Source organism: Micromonospora pallida (assembly GCF_900090325.1).
Lineage (GTDB): Bacteria > Actinomycetota > Actinomycetes > Mycobacteriales > Micromonosporaceae > Micromonospora > Micromonospora pallida.
Genome location: NZ_FMHW01000002.1, coordinates 5,834,857 through 5,851,037 on the forward strand (window position 1 = coordinate 5,834,857; position 16,181 = coordinate 5,851,037).

At 72.7% G+C, this 16,181-nt stretch carries 12 protein-coding genes; 8 read left to right on the forward strand and 4 right to left on the reverse strand.

The window, feature by feature from the left end:
• Positions 1-87 precede the first annotated feature (87 nt).
• Positions 88-1,299 (forward strand): hypothetical protein, encoded by a 1,212-nt coding sequence (locus tag GA0074692_RS24480; RefSeq protein WP_091647972.1) that lies wholly within the window; start codon positions 88-90, stop codon positions 1,297-1,299.
• 106 nt (positions 1,300-1,405) lie between these two features.
• On the opposite strand, the gene GA0074692_RS24485 is transcribed toward GA0074692_RS24480, so the two are convergent.
• Entirely contained in the window at positions 1,406-2,323 is a 918-nt protein-coding gene (locus GA0074692_RS24485) for a hypothetical protein (RefSeq protein ID WP_091647976.1), read from the reverse strand.
• The gene (locus GA0074692_RS24490; RefSeq protein ID WP_091647978.1) at positions 2,320-3,381 is read right to left on the reverse strand and encodes an SPFH domain-containing protein; all 1,062 of its coding nucleotides are present in this window, start codon (positions 3,379-3,381) and stop codon (positions 2,320-2,322) included. Before GA0074692_RS24490 ends, GA0074692_RS24485 begins: the two co-directional genes overlap by 4 nt.
• 72 nt (positions 3,382-3,453) lie before the next feature.
• Here GA0074692_RS24490 and GA0074692_RS24495 point away from each other — a divergent pair, with 72 nt between their 5' ends.
• Entirely contained in the window at positions 3,454-4,140 is a 687-nt protein-coding gene (locus tag GA0074692_RS24495; RefSeq protein WP_091647980.1) for an NUDIX hydrolase, read from the forward strand.
• A gap of 58 nt (positions 4,141-4,198) precedes the next feature.
• Here GA0074692_RS24495 and GA0074692_RS24500 read toward each other — a convergent pair whose 3' ends face one another.
• Complete coding sequence (locus tag GA0074692_RS24500; RefSeq protein ID WP_091654026.1) at positions 4,199-4,789, reverse strand: phosphatase PAP2 family protein; 591 nt, start codon at positions 4,787-4,789, stop codon at positions 4,199-4,201.
• A gap of 169 nt (positions 4,790-4,958) precedes the next feature.
• Here GA0074692_RS24500 and GA0074692_RS34955 point away from each other — a divergent pair, with 169 nt between their 5' ends.
• From GA0074692_RS34955 to GA0074692_RS24525, 6 genes are all read left to right on the forward strand, one after another.
• Entirely contained in the window at positions 4,959-5,432 is a 474-nt protein-coding gene (locus GA0074692_RS34955; protein WP_091647983.1) for a hypothetical protein, read from the forward strand.
• Positions 5,433-6,069: 637 nt separating this feature from the next.
• Positions 6,070-7,251, forward strand: coding sequence for a pyruvate dehydrogenase (acetyl-transferring) E1 component subunit alpha (gene pdhA, locus GA0074692_RS24510; protein WP_091647986.1), 1,182 nt, complete (start codon positions 6,070-6,072; stop codon positions 7,249-7,251).
• Entirely contained in the window at positions 7,251-8,240 is a 990-nt protein-coding gene (locus tag GA0074692_RS24515; RefSeq protein ID WP_091647989.1) for an alpha-ketoacid dehydrogenase subunit beta, read from the forward strand. Before pdhA ends, GA0074692_RS24515 begins: the two co-directional genes overlap by 1 nt.
• A 5-nt stretch (positions 8,241-8,245) precedes the next feature.
• Positions 8,246-9,748, forward strand: a complete 1,503-nt coding sequence (locus GA0074692_RS24520; protein WP_091647990.1) for a dihydrolipoamide acetyltransferase family protein — start codon at positions 8,246-8,248, stop codon at positions 9,746-9,748.
• A gap of 216 nt (positions 9,749-9,964) precedes the next feature.
• Positions 9,965-10,108, forward strand: coding sequence for a hypothetical protein (locus GA0074692_RS34960; RefSeq protein ID WP_176738564.1), 144 nt, complete (start codon positions 9,965-9,967; stop codon positions 10,106-10,108).
• A 1,498-nt stretch (positions 10,109-11,606) separates the two neighbouring features.
• The gene (locus GA0074692_RS24525; RefSeq protein WP_141725397.1) at positions 11,607-13,136 is read left to right on the forward strand and encodes an LppU/SCO3897 family protein; all 1,530 of its coding nucleotides are present in this window, start codon (positions 11,607-11,609) and stop codon (positions 13,134-13,136) included.
• Between the two features lie 93 nt (positions 13,137-13,229).
• Here GA0074692_RS24525 and GA0074692_RS24530 read toward each other — a convergent pair whose 3' ends face one another.
• Positions 13,230-16,160 (reverse strand): tetratricopeptide repeat protein, encoded by a 2,931-nt coding sequence (locus GA0074692_RS24530; protein WP_091647994.1) that lies wholly within the window; start codon positions 16,158-16,160, stop codon positions 13,230-13,232.
• Between the last annotated feature and the right edge of the window lie 21 nt (positions 16,161-16,181).

A 16,181-nucleotide genomic window follows, 5' to 3' on the forward strand; every position in this document is an offset into this window, starting at 1 on the left:
ACGACGGCCGGAGAGAAGTGACGGCGACGTCGAATAAGTGACCTCGCCCTTCCTCCCCGCGGGGTCGAGGCGGCGTAGGGTCGATTCATGGCCACGCCTCACACCCCCTACGACGCGGTACTGCACGCAGCCCGCGACGTGAGCCGGCTCGACTGCGCCTTCGACGCCGAGATGCTCGGCACGGCCCTGCTCGGCAGTGTCTACGCGGTCGCCGAGTCCGACCGCAGCGCGGCCGTACGGGAGTTCGTGAGCGGCTTCCTCGCTGCCACGTCCCGGCGGCGGACCGCCTCGTCCACCACCATCCGCCGGGTCTTCGCCCGGCTCGTGCCGGACGCCGAGGGCGCCGACCGGGTCAAGCCCGGCGCGCAGGCTCCCACCTGGTCCGACCAGATCGGTCGGGTGCACGTCACCGGGTGCTGGGCCTACGGCGACGTGTACGGCGACCAGACCTCCTACCTCGCCACCTTCGCGTACGACGAGGCGGCGGGCGGGCCGGAGCACGCCATGGTCGCCCTGGTCGACCACAACATCGGGATCACCAAGGACATCTTCGTCGGCGGACCGGCCGAGCGGATCATGGAGCAGGTCCGGCAGATGTGCGCCGGGGACGAGCTGACCTGGTTCCGGACGGAGGACCCGGCCCGGATGCACAGCGAGGTGTCCCGCCACCTGGCGATCACCGACGACCTGGGCGAGCTGCCCGGGGAGGGGTCACTCGCCACCGACCGGACGATCGCCGGAGCCCGGTTGGCCCTGCTGCCCCGTCCCGTACGGGCCCCGGTGGACCCGGAGCCGCTCACCCCGGCGGAGCGCACCGAACTGGTACGCCAGTTCCTCGCCTCACCGGAGGCCGCCCGGTTCGGCCTGGACACCATGGACGGCCCGGAGCTGGCCTCCCTGCACTTCTGCCTGAGCCTGCTGCTGGACCACGCGGCGAGTTTCCCGGACGCCGACCCGCTGCGGTGGAGTCCGACGGTGGCCGAGCTGTTCCTGCTCGACTGGGTGCACCGCCGGGCCGTGCTGGACATGGACGACGCCGCGATGCTCCCCCGGGTGCTGCGTGGCTGGGCCGGGTACGCCGCCCGGCGGCGTGGTCTGCCCGCCCCGGCGGCCCGGCAGACGGACACCGCGATCGAGGAAATGGTGCCGGAGTTCGCCCGCCTCTACAGCACCGGCGAGCGGCGCAGTCCGGCCACGGCGGCGGTGGCCCAGCTCATGGCCGACGGCGTCGACCCGGACGATCCGGAGGCCCTGAACGCCTGGATCGAGGCCAACCGGCACCACCTCACTGACGACTGACCCACCCGACACGCGCCCGAGGTGCCTGCAGGGGACCCTTCCTACCGTTTTTTGCCGAGGAAGGGTCCCCTGCAACCAACCACACCTGCATCCACCCCCGCCGTCGCTAGTGGGCTCCGGTCACCAGGGCCAGGTGGCGGGGGGCGACGGAGAGAGTGATCCGCTGGCCCCAGGCCAGGCTGAGCCGATCCGCCTCCAGACCGTCGGCGAAGGCGACCAGGCCGTCGGACTCGGCGGTCAACTCGAGGCTGTTCTCAGTGCCCAACCGACCTGCGGTGAGGCTGGCTCCGGTGACCGGGGACGGCCATGCCTCCCGGACGAACCAGCAGAGCGCCGGCTCGTCCGGGGTAGGCAGCCGGGGCGGATCCGGTCGGTCCCGGGCGATCGACGCACACCAGCCGGTCGCTCCGGTGCCGCTGCCCACCACCAGCCCGGAGGAGGACTGCCGTTCCCGCCGGGTCCGCCCGTCGGCGGTCTCGGCGAGCAGGTAACGGGCGGACTGGTGGGAGACGTGCCCGACGTACACCTCGTTGAGGCCGACCAGTTCCTGACCGTCGTCGAGCACGGCGCGCACCATGGTCCGTGGCTCGGTGACGGCACGCCCGGCGGCGACGGCCCGCAGCAGGCCGACCACGTCGCCGGGCGCGGACCGGACCAGGACTCCGGCGTTGCGGCCCGGATCGGGGTCGACCCCGATCACCGGCTGCCGGTCGAGGTACTTGGCGACGTTGGCGACCAGCCCGTCCGGGCCGACCGCGACCACGACGTCCTCCGGCGCGAAGAGGAACCGGGGCAGGTCGTCCCGGTCGACCGCACCGCGCCGCCAGTCGGCCGGCACGGCCGCGCTGACCGTGGTCAGCGCGGCCTGGAGGAGTTCGTGCCGGTGGATCACCTCGGCCAGGTCGCCGCCGCGCGCCTTCAGGTACCACGCCGCCGCGGCGCGGGTGCCGTGCCGGACGAGCAGTTCGTCCAGCTCGCTGCGGCGGCTCACCACCACGACGCGGGGTGCGAGGCTGCCCTTCACCGGTCACCGCCCAACCGGCCCAGCAGGTCGGTGAGCAGGTCCGGGGTGACGGTGAGCTGGTTGATCTGCGGGAGTTGCCCGGCCAGGTCGCGCATCGCGAGGGCGTGCAGCACCTCGACCGGGAGCTGCGCGTACGCGGCCAGCTTCGCCGTCTCCGCTTCGGCCTCGGCCTGACCGAGGGCGCGTACCGCGTCGGCTTTCGCCGCCGCGAGGATCCGCTCCTTCTCGGCCTCGGCGGTGGAGAGCACCCGGGCACGGTCGGCCGCCGCCGCGTTGGTCACCTTCTCGCGTTCCGCCTTGCCCTGCGCGGCGGCGAGTTCGGCGGCGGCGTCCAGCTCGGCACGGCGGCGGGCGTTCGCCCCGTGCTGCTCCACGAGCTGCTGCTCCCGGCGGGCCAGCTCGATCTTGTTCTGGAGTTCGTTCTCGGCGATCGAGCGTTCCTGCTCGACCGCCTGGGCCCGGCGGGCGTAGGTGGCCCGGTCGGCGTCGACCTGCACCGCCTCGCGGGTGGGGGTCTGGAGCGCCCGTTCCAGTTCGGGCTCGGGACGGATGGCGACCACCCGGGCACTGACCACGGTGACCCCGATGTCAGCGAGCCGGGGTTCCGCGCCGAGGGCGGCGGAGACCGCCTCCCGGACCGGCGCGATGGTGGTGAGCGCCTCGGCCAGCGGGACCCGGGCGAGCAGGTCGAGGGCGGGTTGCTGGGCCAGTTCGGCGAGGAGCGTGGCCACCTGGTCCAGCGGCCGGGCCCGGGCCGCGCCGGTGCGCGGGTCGACCGAGAAGTCCAGCCGGGATGCGGCGAGCGCGGGGTCGGCCACCCGGTAGGTCACGGTGGCCTGCACGGTGATGTCCGCGAAGTCCCCGGTACGGGCGTGGAAGAGCAGGGGCAGCTCCCGGTCGTCGACCGGCACCTCGCTGAGCACCGCGTTCAACGGCCGGTACCAGAAGGACAGCCCGGTGCCCTCTCGGCGGACCCGACCGCCGGTGGTGTGCCGCACCCAGCTCGTCGGGGTGCCGCGCAGGTGGCGCAGGAAGAGTCGCCGCGAGACGTCAGCCATGATCGTCCTCCCCTTTTCGTCTCATCGACGATAAAGTCTCTGCTAGATTATCGTCAAGGTGGTGATAAACACGTGACCGAGTACCCGCCGTTCGCGGTGACCGCCGACCTGGTCGTGCTGACCGTCCGCGCCGACGAGCTGCACGTGCTGCTGGTCCGGCGGGGAGTCCCGCCGTTCGAGGGCTGCTGGGCGCTGCCCGGCGGGTTCGTCGGCATCGACGAGGACCTGCCCGACGCGGCCGCCCGCGAGCTGGCGGAGGAGACCGGCCTACCGGAGCCGGCCGGGCACCTGGAGCAGCTCGGCACGTACGGTCAACCGGCCCGGGATCCGCGCGGCCGGGTGGTCACCGTCGCCTGGCTCGCCCTCCTGCCCGGCCTGCCGACCCCGGTCGCCGGATCGGACGCGGCCGCCGCCGACTGGGTGCCGGTCAACCGGCTGGACCGGGCGCGGCTCGCCTTCGACCACGGCCGGGTCCTGACCGACGGGCTGGAACGCGCCCGGGCCAAACTGGAGTACACCCCGCTGGCCACGGCGTTCTGTCCGGCCGAGTTCACCGTCGCCCAGTTGCGCGCGGTCTACGAGACGGTCTGGGACACCCGCCTCGACCCGCGCAACTTCCACCGCAAGGTGACCGGAACCCCCGGCTTCGTCGTGTCCGTGGGGCGGAACACGGAGGGCGAGCGGGGTCGTCCGGCCCAACTCTTCCGGCGTGGCCCCGCCACCCTGCTCCACCCGCCGATGCTCCGCCCGCCCGCCTAGCTGTTCCGGGGCAGACTTCGCCGCCAAGCCTGACGTCCGGCGGACGAGCCCCGGCGGCTCAGTGCAGGGGCGTGAAGACGGTGACCGCGACGAGGGCGCCGAGGGCGGCGCCGGCCACCACCTGGCCGACGGTGTGGTCACCCAGGCGGACCCGTGACCAGCCCACCAGGGCGAGCAGGGGTGAGCCGAGCAGCACCCGGGGACCGAAGGTCGACGCCAGGACGACCAGTGTGCCGGCAGCAACCGCCGAGTGGATCGACATCTTCCACCAGTGACTGACCGACACCGCCACCACCAGCCCGACCACCCCGGCGGCGACCAGCGCGAGCACCGGCCGGGGCGCGCCGAGAACGGCGAGCAGGGCGAGCCCGCCGGCCGCCGAGGCGATCCCGACGAGCAGCGGAATCCGGCGCTGTTCGGGTACCCGGACGTGATGGTCGGTGAGCCGGCCCCGGCGTACCCCGCCGAGGATGTACGCGATCGGGATGCCACTGGCGAAGACGGTGGCGAGCAGCCCCCAGCCCAATCCACCGAGGCCACGGCGGCCGCTGTGCCAGCCGACCGCGACGAGCAGGACGGTGACCAGCACCGCCGGGGCGGTGGCCTCGGTGACGACCCGGGCCAACCGCCCGCCCGCACCGGAGGGCACGGGACGGTCCGGTGGCACGATCCGGCCTGGTGTCCCGGTTCGGTCGTCCGGCGTGCTCAGCGCCGCTCCTCACGTCCACCGACGGCGTCCGCCCCACGAATCGTCACGCCCGGCCAATCCGCACGCCCTGGCTGTTTCTCATGCCCGGCAAGGGCGTTCGCCCGGCCCGGTGCGCGCAGCCCTGGTCGGCGACGGCCCGGACGACGGGACGCAGGTCGAGCCGGACGGCTCGGAGGAGGTGTCACTCGGTGTCGGGGTGGGCTCCTGCACCGGATCCGGGGACTCGGTCGGCGTGGGCGTCGTCGGGGTGGGGGAGGTCGTGGGGCGGGGCGTCCGGGACGGCACAGCCCCCGGTGGGGACGGCGACCGCCCCGGCGGTACATCCGGCCCCTGGGACGCGGACGGCGACGGCCCCATGCCCGTGACGGCCCCAGCGACCGGCGAGGAGGTCGGCGCGAGCACGACGGACGGGGACGACGGGCGGACCGGCCCGACCACCACCGGCCCCCGGGAGGGCGTCGGGATGAACGGGACGTCGGCGTTCGGCAGCGAGGTTCCCCCCACGGTGGCCGAGCCGGCGCTGATCGCAGCGAGGATCGGCATGGAGGCGGTGCCGGCGAGCAGCGCGACGGTGAACAGGTAGCCCCTCGGCGGGCCGGACGAACCCGGGGCCCGGTGCGCGCCGACAACCCGCCGGTAGGCGTCCGCGCCGGCGCGGTGCCGGTCAGCGTCCGTAGCGGCGCGGCGCCGGTTGGCGTCCGCGCCGGCGCGGTGCCGGCCGAACGGCGGAGGACTGGGACCGTCGCTCTCGGACACCGTGGCCGCCCCTCCCCGTCGAGTGGTGTGACAATCCGGACGAGCCGCCCCCAGGCGGCCATCTCTCCCTCGATTCAGCCTGGACCAGTCACGCTCCGTCCGCCACTCCACACCGCGTGTCGACACACCCTTTCGTCGAGGGCGGGTGGCGACCACCACCAGATCGGCAATCCGACAGGTCAATGTCGATCGAGGCGGGCATAGTGTGGGCCCGCTCACCTCCCTCTGCGAATATGGACCCACGACGGCGGCGCAGCCGTGGCTCTCGTACACCCGCGAGGGCCCGGCCGGTGGCCGGCGCTCCCGAACCGGGTTCGGCCAGAATCCGGCTCACGCCGCACGGCAACCCCCACAAGGGGGCCAGGGGCGGCTGCCAGGAGCCCCCCGGCACCTGTCGGGCGGGCGCACGAGTTGCGCGGCCGGGCAATCCCCGGTGCCGGCGCAGACACAACAGGGAGAGACGGATGGCAAAGGGCGACCCCGGGGTCACCACCCGCAGCAGACGGGCAGCACCCAGATCCAAGCGGGCTGCGGCGAAGGGCACCGACCCGGAGCTGGTGCAGCTACTCACCCCGGAGGGTGAGCGGATCGAGAGCGTCACCGGCCCGGACGGCGTCGAGTACCGCGTCGACTTCACCGACGAGGAGTACCGCGGCCTCTACCGGGACCTGGTGCTAGTGCGGAAGCTGGACGCCGAGGCGACCGCGTTGCAGCGGCAGGGCGAGCTGGGCCTCTGGGCGAGCCTGCTCGGCCAGGAGGCGGCCCAGGTCGGTTCCGGACGGGCGCTGCGCCCGCAGGACATGGCCTTCCCGACCTACCGGGAGCACGGTGTCCTCTACTGCCGGGGCATCGACCCGATCATGCCGCTCGGCCTCTTCCGCGGTGTCGACCAGGGCGGTTGGGACCCGAACGAGTTCAAGTTCAACATGTACACGATCGTGATCGGGGCGCAGACCCTGCACGCGACCGGGTACGCCATGGGCGTCGCCATGGACGGCAAGACCGGCGGCGACGACGGCGAGGCGGTGATCGCCTACTTCGGTGACGGCGCGACCAGCCAGGGCGACGTGAACGAGGCGTTCGTCTGGTCCAGCGTGTTCAACGCCCCGCTCGTGTTCTTCTGCCAGAACAACCAGTACGCGATCTCCCAGCCGCTGGAGCGGCAGACCCGCGTGCCGCTCTACCGCCGCGCCGCCGGCTTCGGCTTTCCGGGCGTACGGGTGGACGGCAACGACGTGCTCGCCTCGTACGCGGTGACCCGACACGCGCTGGACAACGCCCGGAACGGGCAGGGCCCGAGCCTGATCGAGGCGTACACCTACCGGATGGGCGCGCACACCACCTCCGACGACCCGACCCGCTACCGCATCGCCAGCGAGGTCGAGGCGTGGCAGGCGAAGGACCCGATCGCCCGGATGAAGGCGTTCCTGGAGAAGCAGCAGATCGTCGACGCCGACTTCTTCGCCGAGGTCGACGAGGCTGCCCGCCGGGAGTCGGTGCACCTGCGGGAGCGGGTGCTGGCCATGCCCGACCCGGAGCCGGTGACGATGTTCGACCACGTCTACCCCAACGGGTCCCCGGAGCTCGACGAGCAGCGGGCGCAGTTCGCGAAGTACCAGGCTTCGTTCGAGGGGAGCGCGCACTGATGGCCACGGAGACGCTCACCCTCGGCAAGGCGCTCAACACCGGTCTGCGCAGGGCCATGGAGCAGGATTCCAAGGTCGTCGTCATGGGCGAGGACGTCGGCAAGCTCGGCGGCGTCTTCCGGATCACCGACGGGCTCCAGAAGGACTTCGGCGACCAGCGCGTGATCGACACGCCGCTGGCCGAGTCGGGGATCATCGGCACCGCGGTCGGCCTGGCCATCCGGGGCTACCGGCCGGTCTGCGAGATCCAGTTCGACGGCTTCGTCTACCCGGCCTACGACCAGATCGTGTCGCAGGTGGCGAAGATGCACTACCGCTCGCGCGGCAAGCTCAACATCCCGATGGTGATCCGCATCCCGTACGGCGGCGGCATCGGCGCGGTGGAGCACCACTCGGAGTCGCCCGAGGCGTACTTCGCGCACACCGCCGGGCTCAAGGTCGTCTCCTGCGGGAACCCGCAGGACGCGTACGTGATGATCCAGCAGGCCATCGCCTCGGACGACCCGGTCGTCTTCCTCGAGCCGAAGCGACGCTACTGGGAGAAGGGTCCAGTAAACGTGGACGCCCCGCTGTCGGAGGCGTACCCGCTGCACGCGGCCCGGGTGGTCCGGCCCGGCACGGACGTCACCGTGCTGGCGTACGGGCCGATGGTGCGGACCTGCCTGGACGCGGCGACCGCCGCCGCCGAGGACGGCCGGGAGCTGGAGGTCGTCGACCTGCGCACGCTCTCCCCGCTGGACCTCGCGCCCGTGTACGAGTCGGTACGGCGCACCGGTCGCTGCGTGGTGGTGCACGAGGCCCCGGGCAACCTGGGCCTGGGCGCGGAGATCGCGGCCCGGGTCACCGAGGAGTGCTTCTACTCCCTGGAGTCCCCGGTGCTGCGGGTGACCGGCTACGACACCCCCTACCCGGCGGCCCGGGTCGAGGAGGAGTACCTGCCCGACCTCGACCGGGTGCTCGACGGCGTCGACCGCACCTTCGGCTGGTGAGCGGCATGTCGCGGATCAAGGAGTTCAACCTGCCCGACCTGGGCGAGGGGCTGACCGAGGGCGAGATCCTGGCCTGGCTGGTCAAGGTGGGCGACACCATCGAGCTGAACCAGCCGATCGTCGAGGTCGAGACGGCCAAGGCGGCGGTGGAGATCCCGGCGAAGTGGGCCGGACAGGTGAAGTCGATCTTCCACCCGGAGGGTTCCACGGTCGAGGTCGGTACGCCGATCATCGCGATCGACACCGACCCGGGGGCCGGACCGTTGGCGGAGGAGCCCACGCCCACCCCGTCGGCCGCCGCGCTGGCGGCGGTGGACGTGGCCCCGAGCGAGGGCGCGGTCGAGCCCGGTCTGATCGGCGGCCCGGCCCCGGGCGGCCGGACCGCCGTACTGGTCGGCTACGGGCCGCGCAGCACGGTCGCCAAGCGCCGCCCGCGTAAGGCGACCGGCCCGGTACCGGCACAGGCCACCCCGACCCAGCCCGCGCCCGTGGCCGCCGCCCCGGCGGCACCGGCCGCACCCCCCGCCGCCGCGACAGCGCCGGCCGCACCCGTGACCGCCACGCCGACGGTGCCCGCCGCGCCCCCCACCGCTCCGGCCACCAACAGCCGGCCGACGACCGGTGGACTGGTGCTGGCCAAGCCGCCGGTACGCAAGTTCGCCCGGGACCTCGGGGTCGACCTCACCGCGCTGACCGGGTCGGGTCCGCTCGGCTCGATCACCCGGGAGGACGTCCAGCGGGCGGCGGACGGGCCCGCGACGGCGACCGTCGCCACCGCCCCGACGACCACGACGGCGGCTTTCGGTCCGGACCGCGAGCGGCGGATCCCGGTCAAGGGCGTACGCAAGCTCACTGCCGAGAACATGTCCGCGTCGGCGTTCACCGCCCCACACGTCACCGAGTTCCTGACCGTGGACATGACGCGGGCGACGAAGGCGTTGGACCGGCTCCGTGCCCGGCGGGAGTGGCAGGGCGTCCGTGTCTCTCCGCTGCTGCTGGTCGCGAAGGCGGTGCTGCTGGCGGTGCAGCGGCACCCGATGGTCAACTCGACCTGGGCCGGCGACGAGATCGTGGTCAAGGAGTACGTCAACCTGGGCATCGCGGCGGCCACCGAACGCGGCCTGATCGTGCCGAACATCAAGGACGCCGGCCGGCTCTCGCTGCGGGAACTGGCCGACGCGATGACCGCCCTGGTGCAGACGGCGAAGGCGGGGAAGACCTCCCCGGCCGACATGTCCGCCGGCACGCTGACCATCACCAACGTCGGTGTTTTCGGTGTGGACACCGGTACGCCGATCCTGCCCCCGGGCGAGTCGGCCATCCTGGCGTTCGGCGCGGTCCGGGAGATGCCCTGGGTGCACAAGGGCAAGGTCAAGCCGCGGCAGGTGACCACGCTGGGCCTCTCCTTCGACCACCGGATCATCGACGGTGAACTCGGTTCGAAGTTCCTGCGGGACATCGGTGACTTCCTGACCGACCCGGAGGCGGCGCTGCTCGCCTGGACCTGACCCGTCCACCAGCACGACGGCCGGTGCGCCGGGGTTACTCCCGGCACACCGGCCGTCACCGTATGACCACAAGAAACCTCGGCTCAATCCTCCGTCCACCTTCGATCGTTCGGTCGGTGTCCCAGCTCACCTAATAATCGTTGGCGATCGCATCGAAGATGCGCTTCAATAGAGACACGACGGGCTGACAACCGAATAAGCCAGGAGGAGAGACCCATGAGCATGATCGAGCGAATCCGCAACCGCCGCGACGCCAACCGCCGCGCCCGCGCCATCGAGCACGCGCTGCGTTCCGCCAACTCCCCCGCGGTGCGCGACGAGCTCATCGCCATTGCCCAGCGTCACATGAACCTCCGCTGACGCATCGGTTCTCCAACCTCCTCCAGACCAACGACCCGCCCGGGCACCCCGGGCGGGTCGTCGGCTATCGGACCCCGTCGACACCGGGATTCCACCCCTGTGCGGCCGCCCGGTACGGTGGGGCACGGCCGTTCTCGCCCCTGCCGCGGGGAGCCGGGCGGATAGAAACCGCTCGACACCGTACGGCAACACGGAGTGACGGCCGACGCTCCCCGACCGCCCCCGGGCGGCCACCCGATACGGTGCGGAGAGCGCGGCACGGCCGGCGAGCCGGCTACGCCGGCAACCAAGCCGACGGCACCCGATCGGCGTCGGCGGCCGACATGTGATGGAGGAGGCGCAGCCATGACGTCCGAGGGCCCGCACCACCCCGGCCAGGAGCCGGACCAGGTGTCGCCGGGCGCCGGTGGATCGGCGCCGTACAGCGACCGGTCAGCGCAGCAGGATCACGGGTACGGCCCAGCCGCCCCCGACCTGGGCTGGGCACCGCCACCGCCGGCCGCACGACCGAACTCCCCCGCCCCGGCCTGGAGCGCACCGGGCGAGGCACCCCCCACGGTGGGCTGGAAGGCCCCCGGCGAGCCCCAGCCCGGCCAGTGGGGGCCGCCGGCCGGGAACGGACAGCCGTGGGGCGGTCCGGCCGGACAGCCGCAGCCGGGCGCCTGGAACCCGCAGGCCGACCAGCAGCAGCCGACCACCGCGTGGGCCGCTGCCGCTCCGGTGCCGCAGCCGCCGGCCTGGGGTCAGAGCGAGTCTCCGCAGCAGGGCGGCGGGCAGCCCGGCTGGGGTCCGCCCGGCGAGTCCGCCCCGCAGAACTGGCCGACTCCGGGTGCCCCGCAGCAGTCGTGGCCGGCACCGGGCGAGCAGCCGCCGGCCCGGGGCCCGCAGCAGCCCGCGCCCTGGGGTCCGCCCGGCGAGCAGGCCCCCGCCACCTGGAACAACCAGAACGAGCAGGCGCCGCCCGCCCCCTGGGGCAGAACGACCAGCCGCAGTCCGCGGCGACGTGGAACTCGCAGGGCGAGCAGCCGGCCGGCTGGGGTCCGCAGGACGACCACCCGCAGCCGGGCGACTGGGGCCGGGCCGCCGGTCCGCAGCAGGGCGAGCAGTCCCCGGCGGCTCGGGGCGCGGCATCCGTCCGTCCCCAGGGCGACCAGGCGCCGGGCGCCTGGGGCGCAGCCCCCGCGCCGCAGCCGGGTGGCCAGCAGCCCGCGCCGTGGGGGCCGGCCGACGAGCCGCCGCCGGCCGCCGCCTGGGGAGCCGCGTCCATGCCGCAGCAGGCGGAGCCGCAGCAGTCCGGCTGGGACACGCCCGGCGACCAGTCCCGACCGGCCGAGGCGTGGCCGCCGGCCGAGCCGCCCGCGCCACCGGCCCGCGCCACCGCCTCGGTGGGCCGCGCGGACGTCCCGGCCTGGGGTGCCGGCACCGGACGGCCCAGTGACGACGTCGTTCCGCCCCGGCCGGTCGTGCCGGAAGGGGAGCCCTGGTCGGCCGACGAGGTGTGGGGCAAGGTGGGGTCCGACCCGGCCCAGGCCGAGCCCGCTGCCGCCGGCTGGGAGCCGGGACGCGCGGACGGTCCGTCGCCGTACCAGCCGACCCCGGGGCCGGGCATCTCGCCCGCCAACTCGGTACCGCTGCCCCCGCAGGAGGCCCGGGTTCCCGGTGCCAGCCTGGCCGCTTCGCCCCCGCCGACTTCGCGCCACCGGCACCGTTCGCCGCGCCCGGCGACCAGCCGCCGTACGGCGAGCAGGCCGGGCACGACGGCGGACACGACGCCCAGGGCAGCCCGTGGGGAGCAGCCGAGGCCGGCGGCCCTGGCATCCCGCACCCGCGTAACTCACCCGAGGCCGCCGGAGGCGAGGCCGGCGGCAGCATCTCGGCCAGCGCTTCCGTACCGGTCTCCAGCCGGGTGATGCCCCCGACCGACCAGGCCGTGCACCCGCCCGCCATGCCGACCCCGCAGCCCCGGGTCTACGGCCGACCGGCCCGGCCCGCCGATGGTCCGGAGCAGGCCGACCACGGTGGCCAGCAGGAGCCGCACCGGTTCGGTCCGGACGGCGGGGCCGGTGGCCGGTTCGACGACGAGCCCGAGTCCCGGTTCGACGGCGGACCCGGTCGGTTCGACAGCAGGCCCGAGCCCCGGTTCGACGGTGGCCTGGACGACCGTTTCGACGGTGGCCCGGGGGACCGCTTCGACGGTGGTCCGGGGGACCGCTTCGACCGTGGACCCGGCGATCGGTTCGACGGTGGCCCGGGGGACCGCTTCGACGGTCCGGGACGGTTCGACAACGGGCCGGGTGCCCGGTTCGACGAGCGCGACCAGCCGGGCTTCGGCGACGTGCCGGCCAGCGCCGGGTCCGCGCCGCCGGTCCCGCATCCGGCGCTGCACCCCTTCCCGCCCGGAGTGCCCACGTTCAACGACCCGGTGACCAACCAGCGCCCGGTCAACGGCACGAAGCCGCACGGCGAGCCGCACGCCGGCGACCGGTACGGCAGCCCAGCGGCACCGGTCAGTCCCGGTGCCATGGGCCACGACCCGGGCCACGGTGGGCCGGACGCCACCCGGGGCTTCCCGGCGGCCTTCCCGACCCCGGGTGACCAGCCGGAGCGTCCGCTCTGGGACCTGGGCGACCAGGCTCACGGCGACCAGAACCGGTTCGACGCCTTCAAGCCGGAGGCGACCGAGAGCAAGCCGGCCGAGCAGCCGACCCCGAAGGTCCGGAACGGGCGGGTGCTGATGGCCGTGCTCGCTGCGGCCGTGCTCATCCTGGTCGTCCCGCTCGGCTCGCTCTGGGCGCTCGGCAAGCTCGGCGGCTCGGAGGCGCCCGCCTTCAACCCGGCCGTCGGCTCCTGCGTCAAGCAGTCCGGCGAGGGTGCGGTGGCCGCCAACTGCGACGAACAGGACGCGTTCAAGGTCGTCTCGAAGGTCGACGACAAGGCGAAGTGCACCGACCCGGCCCAGCCCCGCGTGGAACTCCCCGGCAACTCCGCCACCCGGGTGCTCTGCCTGGCCCCGGCCACGGCCGGCTGACAACCGAACGAACGGAACGTGCGGCGGACCGCCTGGTCCGCCGCACGTTGCTTCGCCGGCCGGCGGAAGCCCGGAGTCACCGGGCTCCCACCATCAGGGGAGCCGGCCGTCAGACCCCGCCCCGCCACTCTCGTCGCCTTCCCTGGCAGCTTGCAGGTTGCCGTAGGCGGCCCGTGTCATCGGGTGGTCGTTGCCGAGTACCCGCCGGCAGGCAGTGAGGTTCTGCTCGAACAGCGGAACCGCCCGCTCCAGATCCCCAACCGACCAGTAGGCGCCGGCAAGGTTGTTCACCATGGCCAACGTGTCCGGATGGTCGTCGCCGAGCACCCGCCGGCAGCCGGCAAGGGCCTGCTCGTACAGCGGAACCGCCCGCCCCAGATCCCCCATCGACCGGTAGGCGCCGGCAAGGTTGTTCACCAAGGCCAACGTGCCGGGGCGGTCGTCGCCGAGCACCCGCCGGCAGCCGGCGAGAGTCTGCTCGTACAGCGGAACCGCCCGCCCCAGATCCCCCATCGACCGGTAGGCGCCGGCAAGGTCGTTCGCCGAGGCCAACGTGTCCGGATGGTCGTTGCCGAGCACCCGCCGCCGATCGGTGAGAGCCTGCTCGTGCAGTGGAACCGCCCGCCGCAGATCACCAACCGATTCGTAGGCGCTGGCGAGGCTGTTCGCCGAGGCCAACGTGACCGGATGATCATTACCAAGCAATTGCCGACAGTCGACGAGCGCCTGCTCGAACAGCGGAACCGCCCGCCCCGGGTCCCCAGCCGACTGGTAGGCACCGGCGAGATTGTTCACCAGAATCAACGTCTGTGGGTGGTCATTGCCAAGCACCCGCCGACAATCGACGAGGGCCTGCTCGAACAGCGAAATCGCCCGCCCCAGATCTCCCATCGACCGGTAGGCGTAAGCAAGGTTGTTCACCGAGGTAAACGTCTGTGGGTGGTCGTTGCCGAGCACCCGCCGCCGATCGGTGAGAGCCTGCTCGTACAGCGGAACCGCCCGCCGCAGATCCCCAACCGCCTGGTAGGCGCTGGCGAGGTTGTTCACCGAGGCCAAGGTATCCGGATGGTCGTCGCCGAGCACCCGCCGACAGTCAACGAGGGCCTGCTCGAACAGCGGAACCGCCCGCCCCAGATCACCAACCGATTCGTAGACGTAAGCGAGGTTGTTCACCGAGGCCAACGTATCCGGATGGTCATTACCAAGCACCCGCCGACAATCGACGAGGGCCTGCTCGAACAGCGGAACCGCCCGCCCCAGGTTCCCGGCCGCCTGGTAGGCGTCGGCGAGGTTGTTCACCAAGGTCAACGTCTGTGGGTGGTCATTGCCAAGTACCCGCCGACAGTCGACGAGGGCCTGCTCGAAAAGCGAAATCGCCCGCCCCAGATCCCCCACCGCCTGGCAGGCGCTGGCGAGGTTGTTCACCGAGGCCAACGTATCCGGATGGTCATTACCAAGCACTCGACGCCGCTCGGTGAGAGTCTGCTCGAACAGCGGAACCGCCCGTCCCAGGTCTCCCATCGACCGGTAGGCGCTGGCAAGGTTGTTCGCCGAGGCCAACGTGTCCGGGTGGTCGTCGCTGAGCGCCCGCCGACAGTTGGCAAGGGTCTGCTCGAGGTAGGCGATGGCTTGGGGAAGGTTTCCCTGCTCGTTGAGGAACAGGCTGGCCTGGTTGAGCAGGTACACCAAAGCGACGCGGTCGGTATCGGTGACATGTGGTCTGGTGTGGGTGGCGAGCGCGTCAATGTGGGGTGCCAGAGTGCGCCATACCGGCCAGCTGGCGGGGTCGCGCCAGTCCCCGGGTAGCGCGGCGGTCAGGGCCGTGGCGGCCGTGGTACGGGCGATGGTGATTTCGTCAGGTTGGCGGTGCGTGTCGTCGGGGTCGGGGGTACGGGCGACGGCCTGGACAAGCCGGTGCACCGTGACAGCCTGAGTGGTGCGATCGACGGTGAGCATGTTGTAGGCGGCCAGGCGGCCCACCGCGCGAACCAACGCCGGTTCCCCATGGTCGCCGCTGATTTGGTGCCACAGGCCGCGTGGGATGGCTTCCGGGGCGTACCAGGCCAAGGTCCGCAGCAGCCGTCCGGGCAGGGGGTCGTCGGCGAGGGCATCGAGGGTGACCTGCCAGACCCGGGCAATCGTCCGTTCAGCGATCCAACCTTCCCCACCGTCGCTGTACATCTGGGCGGGATGCCCGGCGAGGAGCCGTAGATAGTCACCGGCGGTGACACCGGTTTCAGCCATATAGGCACCGGCCTGTTCCACCGCCAGCGGTAGACAGCCCAACTCGGCACACACGGCAGCGGCGTCCGCCGAGTCGATGGCGGCACCAGCACGGGACACGATCCCGGTCAGCAGCTCGACCGCCTGCTGCGGTTCGAGAACGTCCAAGCGAAGCGGGGTCACGATGTCTGGCCAGCCGGTGGCGCGGCGGCTGGTCACCAGAATCCGCCCTTGGGGCAGCCGGCCCAGCAGGTCGGTGATGTGGCCGGGGTCGGTGACGTTGTCGAGGATCAGCAGCCACCCGTCATGGCAGGCCAGCCAGCGCACGGCCCACTCACGCAGGGCCGGTGACGGCAGGGCCGCACCGAGACCTGGTTGCAGTGCGACCGTGAGGGCGGCCAGTCCGGCGTCGAGGGCGGTGGGACTGTCAGCAGTAATCCACCAGATCGGCCGGTGGTCGTCGCGGTGCGTGGCCGCCCACTGGGCGATCAGGGTGCTCTTGCCGATACCACCGAGCCCGTGGACCGCCTGCACGACCACCACACCCGGATCCTGCACCGCTGTTTCCAGCCAGCCCAGCGCACCTTCACGACCCACGAACAGCCGCAGGCGTACCGGCAGATTCATCAGCCCGGCCGGGGCCGGTACCTCATCCGGCGCAACCAATGCCTCCGCAGGCAACACTGTGACGTGCTGGGTGTTGGTCGCATGATCACCCGTCGACGCGATACCAGAGATACTGCCGGCCGTGATCGCACCCGACCCGACCTGCACCGCGGAATCACTTGCCGGCGCTGGCATCGCGGGATCAGCGTGCGCGGG